Origin of the sequence: Pseudostreptobacillus hongkongensis (assembly GCF_001559795.1) — a bacterium.
Classification (GTDB): Bacteria; Fusobacteriota; Fusobacteriia; order Fusobacteriales; family Leptotrichiaceae; genus Pseudostreptobacillus; species Pseudostreptobacillus hongkongensis.
The window spans coordinates 34,986-52,401 of the sequence record NZ_LOHY01000001.1 but is presented as its reverse complement, the minus strand read 5'-3'; the positions used below and the strand labels follow the sequence as shown (position 1 = coordinate 52,401).

Below are 17,416 nucleotides of genomic sequence, written 5' to 3'. Positions count from 1 at the left end.
TTATCTTGTTTTATTATCTCCAGAAAATATAAATTTAGAACGATATTTACCAAAACTATCTCTAGAATAATTTCCCCATTTACCCGCAAGTTTCTTTTGACCTCCTCCATAAATAGGCAATGTTGCTCCATCAATTTCCTTATTAATATGATCTAAAAACCATTCTTCAAGTTCTAATCTCATTTTATCAATAACTTCATAATATATTTCATTATCAATTTCATTTATATTTTCATTAGGATCTTTTTCAAGATCATAAAATTCATAAGGTCCATCTGGATATCTATGAATATATTTATATTTCCTATTTCTTATCATCCTTGTAGGTCCATATTCATCATATATAACAACACTTTCATCATCGTTAATAGACTCATTATTTAAAATATCAACAAAACTTTTACCCGGATAATTAACTTTATCATCTTTATTATCCTCTATTTCTAAATATTCTAATAATGTTGATCTAATATCATAATGACTTAATACATTATCTACAAGTTCAGAATTAGTTTTACCTTCCTTATACACTATAAAAGGAACTTTAACAGATGTATCATACATATTTAAAGGACTTGTACCATTTCCTTTACCAAATATTCCATGGTGACCCATATTCATTCCATTATCACTAGTAAATATAATTAAAGTATCTTCTAGAATCTTTTTTTCTTCTAATGTTTTTAATACCCTCCCAATATTTGCATCCATTGAAGTCAGTGCTGCAAAATATCCTTTTAAAATATTTATTCTTTCTTCTTCACTACCTTCAAAAGTTTCTGAAATTTTCCAAGGATGATACGGTTCTCTTGGACACGATTCAAATTTACAACCATCATATAATTTTAGAAATTCTTTTTGATGATTTCTACTATCCCATGGTGAATGTGGAGCTGTATAGTTAATACTTAAGAAGAAAGAATTTTCATCTTCATATGTTTTATTTAAAAATTCTATTGCATAATCAGTTATTTTATCAGTTATATACTCTTCTTCATAAATTAACTCTCCATCTTTATACATAGGAGCTCCATAATAAGGACCTCCTCCCTTTTGATGAGAATACCAATGTTCAAATCCTTTTTGAGGTGTATCTGCAAGTCCCATATGCCACTTACCACTCATACAACAAATATATTTATTTTTTGATAAAATATCTACAAATGTTGATTGTCCTTGTAAATAATCTTCTGTTGTTGTTCCATTCTCCCATTCATCAAGCCAATCATGTATACCGTGTTGTGAAGGTATTCTTCCTGTAAATATAGAAGCACGTGCTGGAGAACATACAGGAGATACACAAAAGAAATTTTCAAATATTTTCCCATTTTTTGCTAATCTATCTATATTAGGTGTAATGGCATCTTTATTACCATAACAACCTAATGCCCATTCCCCTAAATCATCTGCAATAATTAATATAACATTATTTTTTTTCATAGTTAATAGCCTCTTTAAATAAAATGAATGAATAAAATTTTAATTGGAAGCGTTAATAATTTTTTATGTGTACCGTTTTCTAAAAACGTGATATTTTTTTTGTACTTTTAATATTTAATTTCAACATTTAAAGTACAAAATAAACGTAATCAGAGAGAGTATTAGTATATATACTAATAAAATTCTCTCTCCATTTTGTTAATTTTCTTCATAACTCTTCCTTTTAGAAACCGTTTTACTAATTCCAATAAAAGTATACCCCAAATATCTAATATGTCAATAGGCAAAGTAAAAAAATATCAAAAATAATTTTGTACATATTTTTATTGAATTATTATTATAAATAAAAAAGGCTGAAAAATAAATTCTCAACCTTTAATATATATTAAATATTTTATTTCTTTAAATCTGAAATATGTTTTTGTATTTCTTCCATTTTTTCTGCAGTTAATGGATAATATCTTAATAATATAACTGATACTATCCATCCAAGTATTGGAAGTCCACAGAATAAGAATATTACTGCATAGAATAATTGTGGAGTATTAGGATCTCATATTTGAGGGAATCCATTAGTATGTCCTATAAATTCTACTACAAGTCCTATTATTGTTGTTGATAAAGAAGAAATTAATTTATCTACAAATGATAATAATGTTCTCATCATACCAGGTATATATCTTCCAGTTCTGTAAGTTTCATAATCTTCATCTCCTAATACATTTACCTTATATATAAAAATCGCACAATATTGTTGTGCGATTATATATTTCAAATATTTCATAAATATTATCTTTTTGAGAATTGTGGGCTTCTTCTTGCTTTTTTCTTCCCGTATTTCTTTCTTTCAACCATACGTGAATCTCTTGTTAAGAATCCAGCTTCTCTTAAAGCAGGTTTTAATGATTCATCATTTAAAACTAATGCTCTAGCAATACCTAATCTGATTGCTCCTGCTTGTCCAGTATTTCCACCACCGTGTACATTAACTCTTACACCAAATTTATTTAATGTAGATGTTAATTCTAATGGTTGTTCAACTATTTTAGCTAAAATTTCTCTTCCTGTAAAGAATTCTCTCATATCTTTTCCATTGATTACTATTCCTGTTTCTCCTGGTACTAATATAACTCTTGCTACTGAAGTTTTTCTTCTACCTGTTCCTAAATATCTTAAACTCATCTAACTACCTCCTATATTTCCAACTTTGTAGGTTTTTGAGCTTCATTTGAATGAGTTGGTCCTACATTTAGTTTTAATCTATTAATCATTTGTCTTCCTAATTTGTTTTTTGGAAGCATTCTTTCAACAGCTTTTCTTAAAACATCAGTTGGTTTTTTAGCAAGCATTTCTTCTAAATTTCTAGTTTTTAATCCACCAGGGAATCCACTATGTCTGTAGTATTTTTTATCTGTTAATTTTTTACCTGTTACAGCAATTTTTTCAGCATTTACTACAACAACGTAATCTCCACCATCAACGTGAGGTGTATAATTTACTTTATCTTTACCCATTAATTTTTTAGCAATTTCTACTGCTACTTTTCCAAGTACTAATCCTTCAGCATCAACTAAATGCCAATTTCTTACTACTTCTTCTTTTTTTAACATTTTTGTATCTTTATTCACTTATTTTCCTCCTATTATTGTTATGTGAATAACGGTTCCTTTGTGGGAAAGGAATTTTTACTATATTAGTATATACAATTTCTAGCCTATTGTCAAGCATTTTTTCTTGATATTGTATATTCCTAAATTAAAATAATAAGTGTCACAAAATTAATTTAAATTAGATTTAAAGCACTATCATAAATGTTTTGAGAAGTTGAAGAATTAAAAATTTTTCTTGGATAGTTATTCATAAAATTTTGAATTTCTTTAACTTCTTTTTTTGTTATATTATCCATAGATACCCCTTTAGGTAAAAATCTTCTTACAAATTTGTTATTAGCCTCATTACTACCTCTTTCATTAGAACAATAAGGATGAGCAAAATACCAAATAACACCTAACTTAGCAATTTCTTTAACGTTAGCAAATTCAGTTCCATTATCAGAAGTAATAGATTTAATAAGATATTTTTTAGACTTTATAATTTTCTTTAATTCTTTGACTACATTTTCATTAGTTTTTGAATTAATAATTCTAACAATATTTAATCTAGAAACTCTTTCAGTAAGTGTTAAAATAGATTTATTAGCACCAACTCTAGTAGCTATAACAGAATCAATTTCCCAATGTCCAAGTTCTTCTCTTTTGTTAATTTCTAGAGGTCTTTCTTTTATACTTACTCCACCTAATTTTTCAACTTTTTTATTATGAACTTTTTCTTTTTTGCTTTTATATATTATTTTATTATTCTCTTTTTTATAACCCATAAATTCAAAAATATTTTTATTTATGTAATTGTATAGAGTTTGCAAAGAAAAATTAACGTAAAATTTCCTTTTAGCTAATTTAGGATTAGGATCTATTTTGTTCTAATTTCTTTATTAGTTATATTTTTTATATATTGAACATTAGAATACTGGCTAGAGTAAACAGATACTAAATTAAGCATTGAGTCTTGTTTATGTATGGTAGCACATTTAATTTCTCTTCTAATAGTTCTTTCAGACTTATTTAAAGTTTTTGCTAAATACTTAAAAGTTTTTTTCTTTTTACCAAAAAGTTTGTTTAATACATTAACTTTATTTTCTTTTAAAATGTGTTCAATAATTACTCTATATTCATATTTTAAGTGAGTATATTTCTTTACTTTATTTTAATTTAAATTTGTGTTATTATTAATCATGGATATACGGTTCCTTTCTTTATATTTGAGCATTTAAGATTGTACTGTATATCCTATTTTTTTCAACTAATTTTGTGACACTTACTATTTTAATTTAGGTTTTTTTGAAGCATTTTCATTTTTAATTGACAATTTAAAGTATATATAAAATTGATGCTTAATATTAAAAACATATATTTGACTTATAATTTTTCTAAGTGTATACTAAGTATAATAAGTTCCGGAACAAATTTATAAATTAAAGAAAAGAGATGATTAAAATGGAAAATTTTAAAAAATTAATATTACTAGGACTTATTGTAGCAACACCTGTTTTTAGTTTTGCTAATGTAAATGAAGAAACTCCAGAAATTAAACCAGTAAATATTAATACACCTAAGTTGCCAGAAGATCAACCATTAAAACCAGATTTTAAATTTGATGATGAAGACCCTCAAGGTAGAATTAGAACGGGTGCCGCTATAATAGGGGCTGTTGTTGGGGTTATTGGTGGTTCTAGTGGTGGATTAATTGGAATAGGTACTGGATTTATAGCTGGTACTGTAGCTGGTGATAATTTTGGAAGTGCACTCGAAGCAGGATTAACATATATTACAGGAGATGATTATACTAAATGGAGTGTAGATGCTCCTAAAAATATCCAAGAATTAAAGAAAAAAGATGAATTTAAAAAAGAGTCAGATAGATTAGGTGAAATTATAAAAGACAAAAATAAACAAAACGAGCTACTTGGTATTAATGGTAATGAAAAGAGCAAAAAATATGTCAATATTGAAAAATAAAATAATATATTTATTAATCGTAATTTTTTGTATTATTCATTTTCCTATAGCTGTTATCAATATATTAAGTTATCTTTTTAAAATTAATAATAATCAATTTAATTTTATTTTTTCTATAATTTCAACTATAACTATTGCTTATTTAAGTTTAAAAATTTATAAAAAAATAGATGTTAGATAATAAAAAGGAAGAATTACTCTTCCTTTTTAAATTTCTTTATATTTAACCAACCGTTTAAATTCATTGATTGTAAAAGTTTTTCTACCATAACAGTATAAATTATCTACGTAAGTTATTTTAATTTTATTATCTTCAGTTAGATTAATGTTATTAATTGTACAAGTATAAATTTCATTATTATAATTAAGTTTAAACTCTAAATCTATATATTGTTCTAAGTTATCTTTAGTTATAAACTCTTCAACCTTATTTCTATCAAATACTTTTTGGCTTTCTCTTTATCAAATCTAAACTTAAACCCTACTACTTTAGGCCTAGCACCACTAGATTTATATTTCTTTTCAACTTTAAGATTATACTCTTTAAGTTCTTCTTTGATAGGTTTTAAAACTTTTTCATCTATTTTACTTATTATGTATTTTTCTGGTATGTCTAACAATCTTCTAAATTCTTCTATATCAACATACCAGAAACCAGTGTTTCTATACTGCTTCATACTTCTATAAAATTCTTTAGTATATGTCTATTTAAATTCTACAAACTCTTCTAATTCAAATCTAATAAAGTTAGATGTTAATTAATTCAGTATATATTTAAAATCTTTATTCCAAACTCCCTCTAGTGTTTGAGTTTCTAAATTTATAATACTATTTTTATAATCTTTTATATATGTTTTATTATAAAATGTATTGTAATATGCTATTTTAAAGTGTTTTGGTTATCCCTTGATTGTTGGAATATATAATTCTTGATAAAACCATTAAAATTGATAATTTAATCCTAGTGCTAATTTTTGTGTTGTTAAATTTTTATTACCATAATTTACTCTTAAAGTTAAATTATTTGTAGGGTTAATATTTAATCCTACTCCAAATCTAAAGTCATTATCAGAAAGTTTTATAGATTCTACTTCATTTTTAATTTCTTCAAATTCAGCAGATTCAACTTTTAATTTTAATGTAGGATCTGTTAACCATTTTGTATATGAAGCATCAAAGTTTAAACCAAACATATCATTTATTTTATATGTTGCATCAAGTCCTAATCTTGCTGAAACTTTAACATTTGCTTGAGTATTGTATTTAAGACCTAATAAAGATTCATTTTCCATCTTCTTAGTTTCTGCATTGTATTTTTCTTCGTTATATTTACCAAATATAAATGTATATAGATCTAATCCTACATATGGTTTAATACTTCCTTTATCATTTATATTAAATCTATAACCACCATTTAAATGTGTAGATAAAGTAAATTGATTTTGTGTATGTTCTGTTCTTGTTTCAAACATAAAGTCTTTAACAACATTTTTAAACATAACACTTGTAGATATTATACCATCTAATTCAACATTATTTTTACTATATCTTCCAAGTAAATTTGCACCTAGTGCGTTATATTTTGTTGATGCAATATCATCTTGACTTACATCACCATTTATATATTCAGCTGTAGCAAATACTTTAGTATCATCATTTCTATAACCTAGTCCTACATTTACTCCATTTACTCTTGTATTAATATCAAATTTACCTACACTATCTTTAGTTATATTAAATTCATTTAAATTATTTGCAATAACAGTTAATTTTTTATTACCTAAATTTTGATTTAATAGTTTATTATTTTCATCTAATTTAAGACTAGAAACAGTATAAGCTGATAATAATGAATCAGCAAGAGCTTCTCCATTTATTTTCTTAGCATCTTGAACATTTGCATAAAGTATAGTATCTAGTGCATCACTTATTTTTTCAAGTGAATGTGTTCCAGGTTTTGGTTTACTTCCATCTGCTGCACCTTCTTCAGCTTTTTCAGCTAATCCTAACTCTTCTAATTTTTTATTTAATTCATCTAAGAATGGAGGTTTATCTCCACCAGGTCTTTTATCTTCTGCAGGTTTTGAGAATCCTCCAAGAAGTAATGACGCCGTAAGTTTATTATCTTTATATTCCATTGCAAGACTTAATTTTTCACTTATAGGGAAAGTACCAAGTTTAACTCTTCCTTCTATCATTTCTCTAGTAGTTTTTGCTTCAAATAATGGTTTTGATTTTCTTTGAGTAAATCTACTTACAATATTACTTACCCCTCTACTTTTAATAAGTTCTATATTAAAGTCATCTGTATATGTTAAGTCAAGCGCTGCTGCTGAGAAATTAGATTCTGGAGTAACATATGTTTTAGATCCTCTATATGGTACATATTTAGATACTGCATCACTATCAGAGTAAGAATAAACTTCTCCTTTATTTACTAATGTTCCAAATATAGACTTAAGATCTTTTACTTTTTCTTTATCTTTTATGTAAGTATGGTTAATATCTAATTTTAATTTAGCACCTTGTTCTACATAATGATTAGATTGAGATCCTCCTCTTACAATAAGAGTTCCTTCTTGTACTACTGTATCTCCTTTATATGTATTATTTCCAGATAGCATTAATGTACCCTTACCTTTTTTAACAAGACCAGCATCTAAGAATAATTCTCTTTCTTCAAATGGTAAAGATTGTAAATACTCAACTATTTTATCTTGATATTTATTACGAGCAGCCTCTTCTCCTTGCTCTTTACCTATTTTTTCTATTTCTTCAACATCTTTATCCCCAATTTTATTTCTAGAAATCATATGTTGAAGAACATCAAATGATCCTTCTATATCATTTTCAAAGTTATATACTCCTGATTTAACATCAGCTATAAAGTTTTCTGCTCCAACTTCATGAGTCAATGCTTTTACAAATCTTGCAGGCCCTTTATATGCCTTTTCTTTATCAAGTAATCCCCAACCTATATTTTCATCAACTCCATATATACCTTGAAGTAATCTCTTACCATTTTCACCTTGTAATACAGCAAAATCATCCTTTGCTGTAGTTAATAGTGTTTGTTTAATTTGATGAGCACTCATCCAAGGGAATAATTGTTGAACTTTAGCCCCAACTGCAGTAACACGTGGAGCAGCAAAACTTGAACCAAATTCTACATTTAAACCATCTTCTGGTTTTTCTATAGTTTTACCTTTATTATCTATTTTAGTAACATATACATACTCACCTTCAGCAGCTATAGCCCATAATTTAGATTCTCCAGCTCTTGTAAGTGAGAATATTGTATCTTTATGTCCATTTTTTGAAGAGTAATTTTCAACATAGATAATTTGATTTTCTATTTCTCTTTCATATTCTCTTGTATATTGTTCAGGATGTCTTCTAATATTATTTAATTCTTTAACAAGTGAAATGTAATAATCATACATACCTGTTGTAATTTTTTTCTCTTTAATAAATTTAACACCTACTGAACCTATTCCATAATTTAAGAAATTATCTTTAGAACTTGATCCATAAGGACTTAACTTACTTGCAACACCTACTACTTCTAACAGATTTTTTCTATATGAATAATCATATTTATAGTCTTTACCTTCAGCTTGAGCTTCTTTTTGACCTAAGTAATTTATCATACTAGGTACACTTCCTAAATTATTATTATATTTTAAATTAGGATCTAAGAATAAGTTTTTCTTACCTTTTGCATCAAATGAAGTTAAATCTACTTTAGCTGCATTATATGTATTACCCATTGATCTTATCATTAAGACATCATGATTTGCAGCTGAAAATTCTTTAGCATTTGATATAGCTTGTTCTAATATATTTTTTCTAAATTTAACTAATTTATCAAAATCATTTTTATTTATTTTATCTTTAGACTTAAAGTAATCATAAAGATCTAAAGCGTTAAAATATTCTCCTTGACCTTTTGAAATATTTTCATTTAAAGTTTCTTTTTCAGATTTTAACCAAGCCTGTATCATAAATCTATATAAAGGATTTTCATTATAGTAATTTGTAGCTTTTTGTTTTTCATCATCACTCATAGCTTCAAGAGCAGCAAATTCATTAAAGTTATGGTCTGCTCCATAAGACATATTAACTAATTTAATATTCTTATTTTCATCTAATATTTTAGGTAGGTAATTCCCTACTTTAGTAGGATTTACACTTCTTCCATCTTTCATCCCTATAGAAACTACATGGAAATTAATGTCAGTATAAGGGATCTTATCTTCCTCAGTTATACCTCTCATTTCCATACCTTTTTCACGTATGAAATCATAATATTTTTTCAAGTATTCACTTTTTTGATCATCTGTTAAAGTAACCTCAGTACCACCTATAGGCTTATACTTACCTTCTATAGCTGGTTGTAAGTATTGTTTTCTCATTTTATTAATATCATTTTGTATAACTTGGAACTGAACCTTATCAGGGTTAGCTTCAACTATACTAGTCATTAAAGTATCGATTAAATCATTTAATCTTTTATCAGATATTCTATTTTTATCACTTAAAGGTTTATTTCCTTCAAGACCTATAGCTGCAATTTGGTTAGCACGCCAGAAATATGAACCAGAATAACTTAATTCATCTATCATAGAACCTATAACAGTAGCTCCATGTGTTCTTTCTATAGCAGATAATTTCTTCTTATACTCTTCCTCATTTTTAGCCATATCTTGGTAATCAAATTTAGGATCTGTATAATATGGTGTTTGTCTATAAGTTCTTTTTTCTATTTCAGGTGATAAATCAAAGAATGAGTTATCTGTAACTAAAACTGTAGGTCCATTAAATCCAACAAAAGCTTCATCTTTTTTAGAATAAATAACTTTACCATCTTTTATTATTTCTCTTACTACCTTATGTTTACCTACTGTAGGTGTATCTTTAGATTCATCTAAAATTCTTGTAACAAAACGTAATCCTTCATTATTCTTTTTAGATTCATCAAATAAATGATTATCATTTTTATCTTTTTCTTTTGCCGCTTGAGTTTCACTTAATAATCTTGATACTTTATATTCATCAAAACCACCTAAAACTTCACTTCCATCACGACTAAATCTTAATGATTGTTTAGATAAATCTGATAATAGCTCATTATATTTACCATTGTAGTCTTCTATTTTATCTCCAAATACTACCTTTTTCTTTATAAATCTATCTCTTTCTGAAGTAAATCCATTAACTCTAACTCTTACATCTACTTCAAATTCTCCTACCATATCATCTAAATCTTCATATTTATAGATACTTTTATCATTTTTTTCTAATTTAACTCTACTTATATCAGGAGCTGCAACATCTAAAGAAATTCTTTTATTATCCAACCCATTTTTAAGATCTTTATATCTTGCAACATCAGGATAATATTTTTTTACAACTTCAACCGGATCTATTTCTTTAATTGATTTATTAATTTTTACAGTTCTTTCTTCTCCAGTATCAGTACTTCTTAAAGTTACATAAACAAATTTCTTGCTTTTATCAACTATAGTTTTTTGATTAATTTCTTTAGGAATACTAGTATCTGTCCCATTATATTTAGGGTTCTTTATTTTACTTATTGTAACTTCATATTTATCATCAGATGCATCAGGATATTTAGAATAATCTGTATCTGTTTCTTTTAAGATTATGATATCATTTGAAACACGTGTTCTATACTGTATTGTTTCACTATCAATATACTGATTATCTAATTGTTCCCCTTTGTATAAGTAATCTCCTCTTATATCAAAATGTTCACTTCCATAATTTTCAGTATAATCAGGAAGTGTTGTATCTTCTGATTTATAGAATACTACTGTAGGTCTTGGATTTCCAGCACCTACTTCAACTGTATTATTAGTTTTATTTGAAACACTTGAACAACTTGTTAATGCAACTAAACCAAAAACAACTTGAGCTATATTTTTAAATTTCATTCCTTTTTCACCTACCATTTATAGTTTAATTCAAATCCTAATTTTGGAGTTATTTTTCTTAATTTAAACTCTCTATCTTGAGGACCATAAGTATCTTTATCTGTTCTATTTTTATCTGTTATTTTATTTAAAACTAATTTTGAAAATTCTATAGGTAATTCTACTTTACCTTTTACTGATAAATTATCATTAAAATTATATTGTAAACTTGTATTAGGTGTAATTATTACCTTTCCACCTATATTGTACTTAATATCTCCAGGTTCTGAAGTTATTAAATCTATTCTCTTTTCAATATCATCTTCTTCTGAATTTCTAAGTTTTGCTTTTTTCTCTTTTACAAGACCTATTAAATCTAATTCTGTATCTAATTTTATAGAATTTTCTAAATCTATTTTATTTATCTTATTAGTATGTTTTAATTCAGCATCAAATGCATATCTTTGAACTGTTAATAATAATTTAGCTTCATTAGTAAAGTTTCTCTTAGTTGGATCTAGCATCTTAATATCATAATCCTTAAACACATTATGCCCATTTAAATCTGTAGTACTTGAATTTTCAAGTGAATTCCTACTTGGTGTAGTCGGTTTAGGATTTTCTGCAGGATAATGAATTTCTGGTTTATCTATAATATTAGGCTGTTCCGGTTGTTCTGGTTTTGCCTTAGGTGGTATATATGGAACACGTCCTCCATCTAATAAATAACCAAACTCATATTCATTATTTAAACCTAAATGTGAACTTAAAGTTAATTTATTGTCCTTTTCTTGTAATAAAGTATAGTCTAATCCACCTTTAAGATTATATTTACCTTTTAAAGTATCTAAATATATTCTACTTTGAACGTCATTAACGGTTGAAATTTCTACTGTATTTCCTCCAACTAATGTTAAGTTTAATTTTTCATCATATTTATATTTACTATCTAATTTTTGTTCAAATTTTCCTGTTATTTTTGAAACTACATCTGTCAATAATGATAACTCTGTATTATTATTAACTTCAAATTTAGCTTCTAAATTATTTTTGTTGTATTCTACCTTTGTATTTAAATCAAATGTATATCTATTTACGAAATAATCCATTCTAAATATATTTTTGTATAAAGGGAAAACTAATTTAGTGTTAGCTTTAAATTCAGGACTTATTTTAAAGTCTCCTAAATTTAATTCTGTTCCTAACCCTAAAGTGTATGTTGGAACTATAGCAGCCCATAATACATTTTGATTATTTCTCACATAATGTGCACTTTCTGCCTTATTTTCTAAAGCAAGTTCATTTTTTAAATTAAGTTTATATCCCTTAACTAAAAATTGATTATTTGCACTTCCTTTTAAATTTAATTCTAATCTATGATTTTCTATTTGTCTTGTATCTAAGTATCTTGGTCCTCCGATATAGAAACCATCATCTTTAAAATTAGCACTTATTTCATAGTTATCTTTTAAATCACTACTTTTTTCTGTGTTTAAAGTATATTTAGCATATGCTTTTTGTTTGTATCTTCTAACAAAATTATCTAAGAATAAATATTCTTCATTATCTTCATTTTCTTTTCCTTCAACATAGGCTTGTGCTAAAGATCTTAAATTAAAATTAAAATCATGATTAAATTCTAATTTTGATTTATCTGTAATATCATAACTCAATTTAGAAACTGTCTTAAAGTATGGATATCCTTTTGAATAATCAACAACACGATTAGCATAGTATTCTGTATCATTACTTAATGTTAAATTATTTATAGGTTTAAAACTTACACCTGCATTTAACTTAACATCTCCACCTAAATATTTATGATCTTTATCTTCTATATATTCATAATCATATGTTTTTTCAGCAACAATATTATTCTTATCTCTAGCCATTTTTCTAAAATAGTTATCTAAATAATATTCAAACCCTGCTTTACCAGATAATTTACTCTCTTTATTAGGATTTTCCCAATTTACAAATAACTTACCTTGAACATCATGATTTTTACTTTTTCTACTTTCCAACTTGTTATATTGTTCATTTGACCAATCATCAATCAAAATATTTTTTCTACTTGATTTTAAAACAGTTCCAAACTTAATTCCATAATCTTTTTCTGATAAATTAAGATTAGCTAATTCTAAATTGTATCCTGTTTCACTATAATCAAATCTTTTTTCATTTAAATCACTTGTTGTTTCATCATCTTCATAAGATTTAAACTTAACATCTAAATCTCCACCAACTTTCAAATTACCTTCTAATGCAAAAGAAGCGCTTGAAGCTACTATTAAAGAAGCTATTAATAATTTTTCTTTCATAAATTAAGTATGATATTATCATACTCTCCTTTCTTATAATTTTCTTATTTTTCACATTAATTAACATTATATAACAAATAGGTATTTTTGTAAAATATATTTATTATATACATATCATAAATTGTATTTATGATTAAATGTTATCCAATTTTTAATTTTTTATGAACTTTTCTTTCTATTTATGGTATACTATTTGTATTAGGAGGTGCATTTCTTGAAAAAAAATGAACATATTTACTATAATATCTATACAGAATTTAAAGATAAAATATTAAACAAAGAGTTAAAACCAGGAGAAAAACTAGACTCTGAAAGAAATTTATCAATAAAGTACAATGTCAGTAGGAATACTATAAGGCATATGTTTAACTTACTTGAAAAAGAAGGATATATTTTTAAAATTCATGGAAAAGGTAACTTTGTTTCAACAATTAAAATGAATCAAAATTTAGATACCTTTTATAGTTTTTATGAAAATATTAAGGCTTCAGGAAAAATACCTAGCTCTAAGATAATAAAGCACAGCATAGAAAATGCAACTGTTGAATTATCAGAAATATTCAAAATACCTATAAATTCAAAATTAATATATTTTGAAAGACTTAGATTAATGGATAATATTCCTATAATTTTCGAAAGAACCTATTTACCTTTAAATAGATTTCAAAATTTTAATCCTCTAGATTTAAATTTTAAATCTATGTATAATATTTTTGAAAATGAATTTAATGTAGTTTTTTCAAAAGCAACAGAAACATTAAAACCAATAATGATTTCTGATAAACAAGAACTTTTTAATTTAAATTTAGATAAAAAAACTATAGGGATGCAAATAATTAGAACAACTTTTGAAAAAGAAAAAGTAATAGAATATACTATATCTAATATAAAGGATAATGTATTTGAATATAGAATAACACTTAATAAAGGATGGTAATTATGATAACTTTAAAAGATATACAAATAGCACAAGAAAATATTAAAGATTCGATTAAAAGAACTCCATTAATTGAATGTCCCCTATTAAATCAATTAACAAAGGCTAATGTAAAATTAAAACTAGAAAATTTACAAAAAACAGGTTCATTTAAAGTACGTGGTGCACTTAATAAAATACAATACTTAACTGAAGAAGAAAAAAATCGTGGAGTAATAGCATCTTCTGCCGGTAACCATGCTCAAGGTGTTGCACTAGGTGCACAACAAGAAGGAATAAAAGCTACAATAGTAATGCCAAAATTTGCACCTATTTCAAAAATTATAGCAACACAAAGTTATGGTGCTAATGTTGTTTTAGAAGGTGATACTTTTAATGACGCCTATCTACATGCAGTTAAATTACAAAAAGAAACTAACGCTGTATTTTTACATGCTTTTGATGATGATATCATCATAGCTGGACAAGGTACTTTAGGTTTAGAAGTTTATGAAGACTTTAAAGATGTAGATATATTATTATGTCCTGTTGGTGGTGGAGGACTTATGGCTGGAATTGCTGTTGCTTTAAAAGAAAGTAATCCTAATATTCAAATTATAGGGGTTGAAGCAGAAAATATCCCTTCTATGAAAAAAGCACTAGAATCTGATGCTCCATTACTTGTTACAGGTCCTCAAACTATAGCTGATGGAATAGCTGTTGGACGTGTCGGAGATAGACCTTTTGATATATTCAAAAAATATGTAGATGATGTAGTATTAGTTAATGAAGATGAAATTTCACAAGCAATTTTATTCTTACTTGAAAAATCTAAAGTTGTTGCTGAAGGAGCAGGAGCTACAGCACTTGCTGCATTATTATTTAATAAAATAGGTAATGTAGAAGGTAAAAATATAGCTGTAGTTATATCTGGAGGTAATATAGATATAACAAACATTGAGAAAATAGTAAATAGAGCTCAAATCATACAAAAGAAAAGAGCAAAATTACATATACTATTAAAAGATAATGTAGGAGAACTTTCAAAAATAACAAACATAGTTTCTGAAAATAAGGCAAATATACTTTACTTAAATCAAACTAGATATTCTCACAACTTAAAAACTAATGAACAATTACTAGAATTAGTAATTGAATGTGTTGATAGTTCTCATTTAACTGCAGTACTTGATAACCTATCTGATAAAGGAATAGAATATAGTTTAGTATAGCAATAAAGACGCATATCGATATATACTTCAATATGCGTCTTTTCTATTTAAAATATTTATTTAAAAATTTATCTATATAACCCCAATATTCTGTGTAATCTTTACCTGCAGCTTCACAATGACCTCTACCTTCAAATATATGTATTTCTTTTGGTGATGTTAATAACTCATACGCTATATGAGCATTACTTGTTGGGACAAAATCATCACTACCTCCATGCATAATCATAGCAGGAAGTTTTGTGTTTTTTAATGCATCAGTTGCATCTACTTCACCAAATGAATAACCAGCACGTAATTTTGTAACAAAATTAGCTGAAGGTATTATAGGGAAATATGGTAACTTAAACATTTTCTTTAATTGATATGTATATTCTTCCTCAAGTTTAATATATCCACTATCTTCTATAAATGCCTTAACGTTATCAGGTAAATTTTCATCAATAGTATTCATAATCGTTGCAGCTCCCATACTTTGACCAACTAATAGTATATCAGGATTATTATATTCCTCTGATATATATCCTATCCATTGCCTTAAATCTTTAGAATCATAACCTGCCATACCAACATAATTTCCTTCACTTTCACCATGAGCCATTAAATCTGGAGCAAATATGTTGTATCCTCTTCTATAAAACTCTATAATATGGTCAACTATACCTCTTGCTTCACTTGCAAATCCATGTACAACTATAACCCATTTTTTAGATCTAGGATTTATAAATTCATACCCTTTTAACTTTAAACCTGTAGCTTTGGATATAATCTCAACATCCTTTTTATTTTTATCAAACCATACTTTATTTTTTTGTAAATTCATATCATTTTTATTTTTTTCAGCAAATATTTTAACAGCTTCTGTTTTTAAACCATCTTTATTAATTGCATAATTATAAAAATAATTACCTGCACAGCTTAATATTGAAAGAACAACAATCATAAATATACTAAACTTAAATATACCTTTCATAAATTCCTCTCTTAAAGTAAAAGTGTGAGACTCTAAAAGAATCACACACTTAATATATCATTATTTAATTTTCTATATATAAAAAAAATGGTGCCCAGACGCGGAATCGAACCACGGACACAGGGATTTTCAGTCCCTTGCTCTACCGACTGAGCTATCTGGGCATGGCGGGTGGACAGAGATTCGAACTCTGACAGCTTGCGCTTTCGCCGGTTTTCAAGACCGGTCCCTTAGCCATTCGGACATCCACCCAAATGAATATTTTGTTTTTAAAAAAAAATGGTAGGCCCTAGGAGAATCGAACTCCTGTTTTTAGGATGAAAACCTAATGTCCTGACCACTAGACGAAGGGCCCATAAATAAAATGGTGGATCCAGCTGGACTTGAACCAGCGACCACACGGTTATGAGCCGTGTGCTCTAACCAACTGAGCTATGGATCCATAAATGGCGTGCCTGAAGAGATTCGAACTCCTGGCCCACAGCTTAGAAGGCTGTTGCTCTATCCTACTGAGCTACAGGCACATATATACGACCATCTTCTGTTTCTACAAAAAAATTAAATGGTGAGTCATACTGGAATCGAACCAGTGACACCTTGATTAAAAGTCAAGTGCTCTACCGACTGAGCTAATGACTCACACTGGAGCGGGAAACGAGGCTCGAACTCGCGACATTCAGCTTGGAAGGCTGACACTCTACCAACTGAGTTATTCCCGCATATTGGTAATTAATCTTTTTGGTTGCGGAGGCTGGATTTGAACCAACGACCTTCGGGTTATGAGCCCGACGAGCTGCCAGACTGCTCTACTCCGCGATAAATGGTGCCTCGGGCCGGACTCGAACCGGCACGGGGTTGCCCCCACAGGATTTTAAGTCCTGTGTGTCTACCATTTCACCACCAAGGCATATCTCATAGAGACATTAATTATATTATCATATTCTATTTTATTTGTCAAGTATTTTTTTGTTTTTTATTTTAAAACATCAACTACTTTCCTTCAAGACAATATTTATTATATAT

12 protein-coding genes and 9 tRNA genes are annotated in these 17,416 nt (G+C 27.2%); 3 read left to right on the top strand and 18 right to left on the bottom strand.

Annotated features, from left to right (window positions below):
* The 5 genes from AYC59_RS00305 to AYC59_RS00285 form a co-directional block, all read right to left on the bottom strand.
* Complete coding sequence (locus AYC59_RS00305; protein WP_066893996.1) at positions 1-1,440, bottom strand: sulfatase family protein; 1,440 nt, start codon at positions 1,438-1,440, stop codon at positions 1-3.
* A gap of 553 nt (positions 1,441-1,993) precedes the next feature.
* A complete protein-coding gene (locus AYC59_RS00300; protein WP_066893993.1) occupies positions 1,994-2,224 on the bottom strand; it encodes a hypothetical protein in 231 nt (76 codons plus the stop codon).
* A 5-nt stretch (positions 2,225-2,229) separates the two neighbouring features.
* Positions 2,230-2,622 (bottom strand): 30S ribosomal protein S9, encoded by a 393-nt coding sequence (gene rpsI, locus AYC59_RS00295; protein WP_066893990.1) that lies wholly within the window; start codon positions 2,620-2,622, stop codon positions 2,230-2,232.
* Positions 2,623-2,633: 11 nt separating this feature from the next.
* The gene (rplM, locus tag AYC59_RS00290) at positions 2,634-3,068 is read right to left on the bottom strand and encodes a 50S ribosomal protein L13 (protein WP_066893987.1); all 435 of its coding nucleotides are present in this window, start codon (positions 3,066-3,068) and stop codon (positions 2,634-2,636) included.
* 155 nt (positions 3,069-3,223) lie between these two features.
* A complete protein-coding gene (locus tag AYC59_RS00285) occupies positions 3,224-3,913 on the bottom strand; it encodes an IS30 family transposase (protein WP_156445419.1) in 690 nt (229 codons plus the stop codon).
* A gap of 580 nt (positions 3,914-4,493) precedes the next feature.
* Here AYC59_RS00285 and AYC59_RS00280 point away from each other — a divergent pair.
* Positions 4,494-5,015, top strand: coding sequence for a hypothetical protein (locus tag AYC59_RS00280; protein WP_066893982.1), 522 nt, complete (start codon positions 4,494-4,496; stop codon positions 5,013-5,015).
* A 410-nt stretch (positions 5,016-5,425) separates the two neighbouring features.
* Here the strand turns inward: AYC59_RS00280 and AYC59_RS00270 are convergent, their stop codons facing one another.
* The 3 genes from AYC59_RS00270 to AYC59_RS00260 form a co-directional block, all read right to left on the bottom strand.
* Positions 5,426-5,692: a replication initiation protein gene (locus tag AYC59_RS00270; RefSeq protein WP_066893974.1), complete on the bottom strand. Its 267-nt coding sequence runs from the start codon at positions 5,690-5,692 to the stop codon at positions 5,426-5,428.
* Between the two features lie 264 nt (positions 5,693-5,956).
* Positions 5,957-10,972 carry an autotransporter domain-containing protein gene (locus AYC59_RS00265; RefSeq protein WP_169792199.1) on the bottom strand — a complete coding sequence of 1,672 codons (5,016 nt, stop codon included), beginning with the start codon at positions 10,970-10,972 and terminating at the stop codon, positions 5,957-5,959.
* A gap of 11 nt (positions 10,973-10,983) precedes the next feature.
* Positions 10,984-13,272: a hypothetical protein gene (locus tag AYC59_RS00260; protein WP_066893969.1), complete on the bottom strand. Its 2,289-nt coding sequence runs from the start codon at positions 13,270-13,272 to the stop codon at positions 10,984-10,986.
* A 214-nt stretch (positions 13,273-13,486) separates the two neighbouring features.
* On the opposite strand from AYC59_RS00260, the gene AYC59_RS00255 reads away from it, so the two are divergent.
* Entirely contained in the window at positions 13,487-14,209 is a 723-nt protein-coding gene (locus tag AYC59_RS00255; protein WP_066893965.1) for a GntR family transcriptional regulator, read from the top strand.
* Between the two features lie 2 nt (positions 14,210-14,211).
* A complete protein-coding gene (gene ilvA / locus AYC59_RS00250) occupies positions 14,212-15,420 on the top strand; it encodes a threonine ammonia-lyase (protein ID WP_066893962.1) in 1,209 nt (402 codons plus the stop codon).
* A 43-nt stretch (positions 15,421-15,463) separates the two neighbouring features.
* Here ilvA and AYC59_RS00245 read toward each other — a convergent pair whose 3' ends face one another.
* From AYC59_RS00245 to AYC59_RS00200, 10 genes are all read right to left on the bottom strand, one after another.
* Positions 15,464-16,393: an alpha/beta hydrolase gene (locus AYC59_RS00245; RefSeq protein ID WP_066893960.1), complete on the bottom strand. Its 930-nt coding sequence runs from the start codon at positions 16,391-16,393 to the stop codon at positions 15,464-15,466.
* Positions 16,394-16,481: 88 nt separating this feature from the next.
* Positions 16,482-16,557 (bottom strand) — tRNA-Phe (locus tag AYC59_RS00240).
* Position 16,558: 1 nt separating this feature from the next.
* Positions 16,559-16,645 (bottom strand) — tRNA-Ser (locus AYC59_RS00235).
* A gap of 28 nt (positions 16,646-16,673) precedes the next feature.
* Positions 16,674-16,748 (bottom strand) — tRNA-Glu (locus AYC59_RS00230).
* A 10-nt stretch (positions 16,749-16,758) separates the two neighbouring features.
* A tRNA-Ile gene (locus AYC59_RS00225) sits at positions 16,759-16,835 on the bottom strand.
* A 5-nt stretch (positions 16,836-16,840) separates the two neighbouring features.
* Positions 16,841-16,917 (bottom strand) — tRNA-Arg (locus AYC59_RS00220).
* 39 nt (positions 16,918-16,956) lie between these two features.
* Positions 16,957-17,032: transfer RNA gene (locus AYC59_RS00215), tRNA-Lys, on the bottom strand.
* 4 nt (positions 17,033-17,036) lie between these two features.
* Positions 17,037-17,112: transfer RNA gene (locus tag AYC59_RS00210), tRNA-Gly, on the bottom strand.
* Positions 17,113-17,132: 20 nt separating this feature from the next.
* Positions 17,133-17,209, bottom strand: a tRNA-Met gene (locus AYC59_RS00205).
* Between the two features lie 5 nt (positions 17,210-17,214).
* Positions 17,215-17,300: transfer RNA gene (locus tag AYC59_RS00200), tRNA-Leu, on the bottom strand.
* Positions 17,301-17,416: the final 116 nt, after the last annotated feature.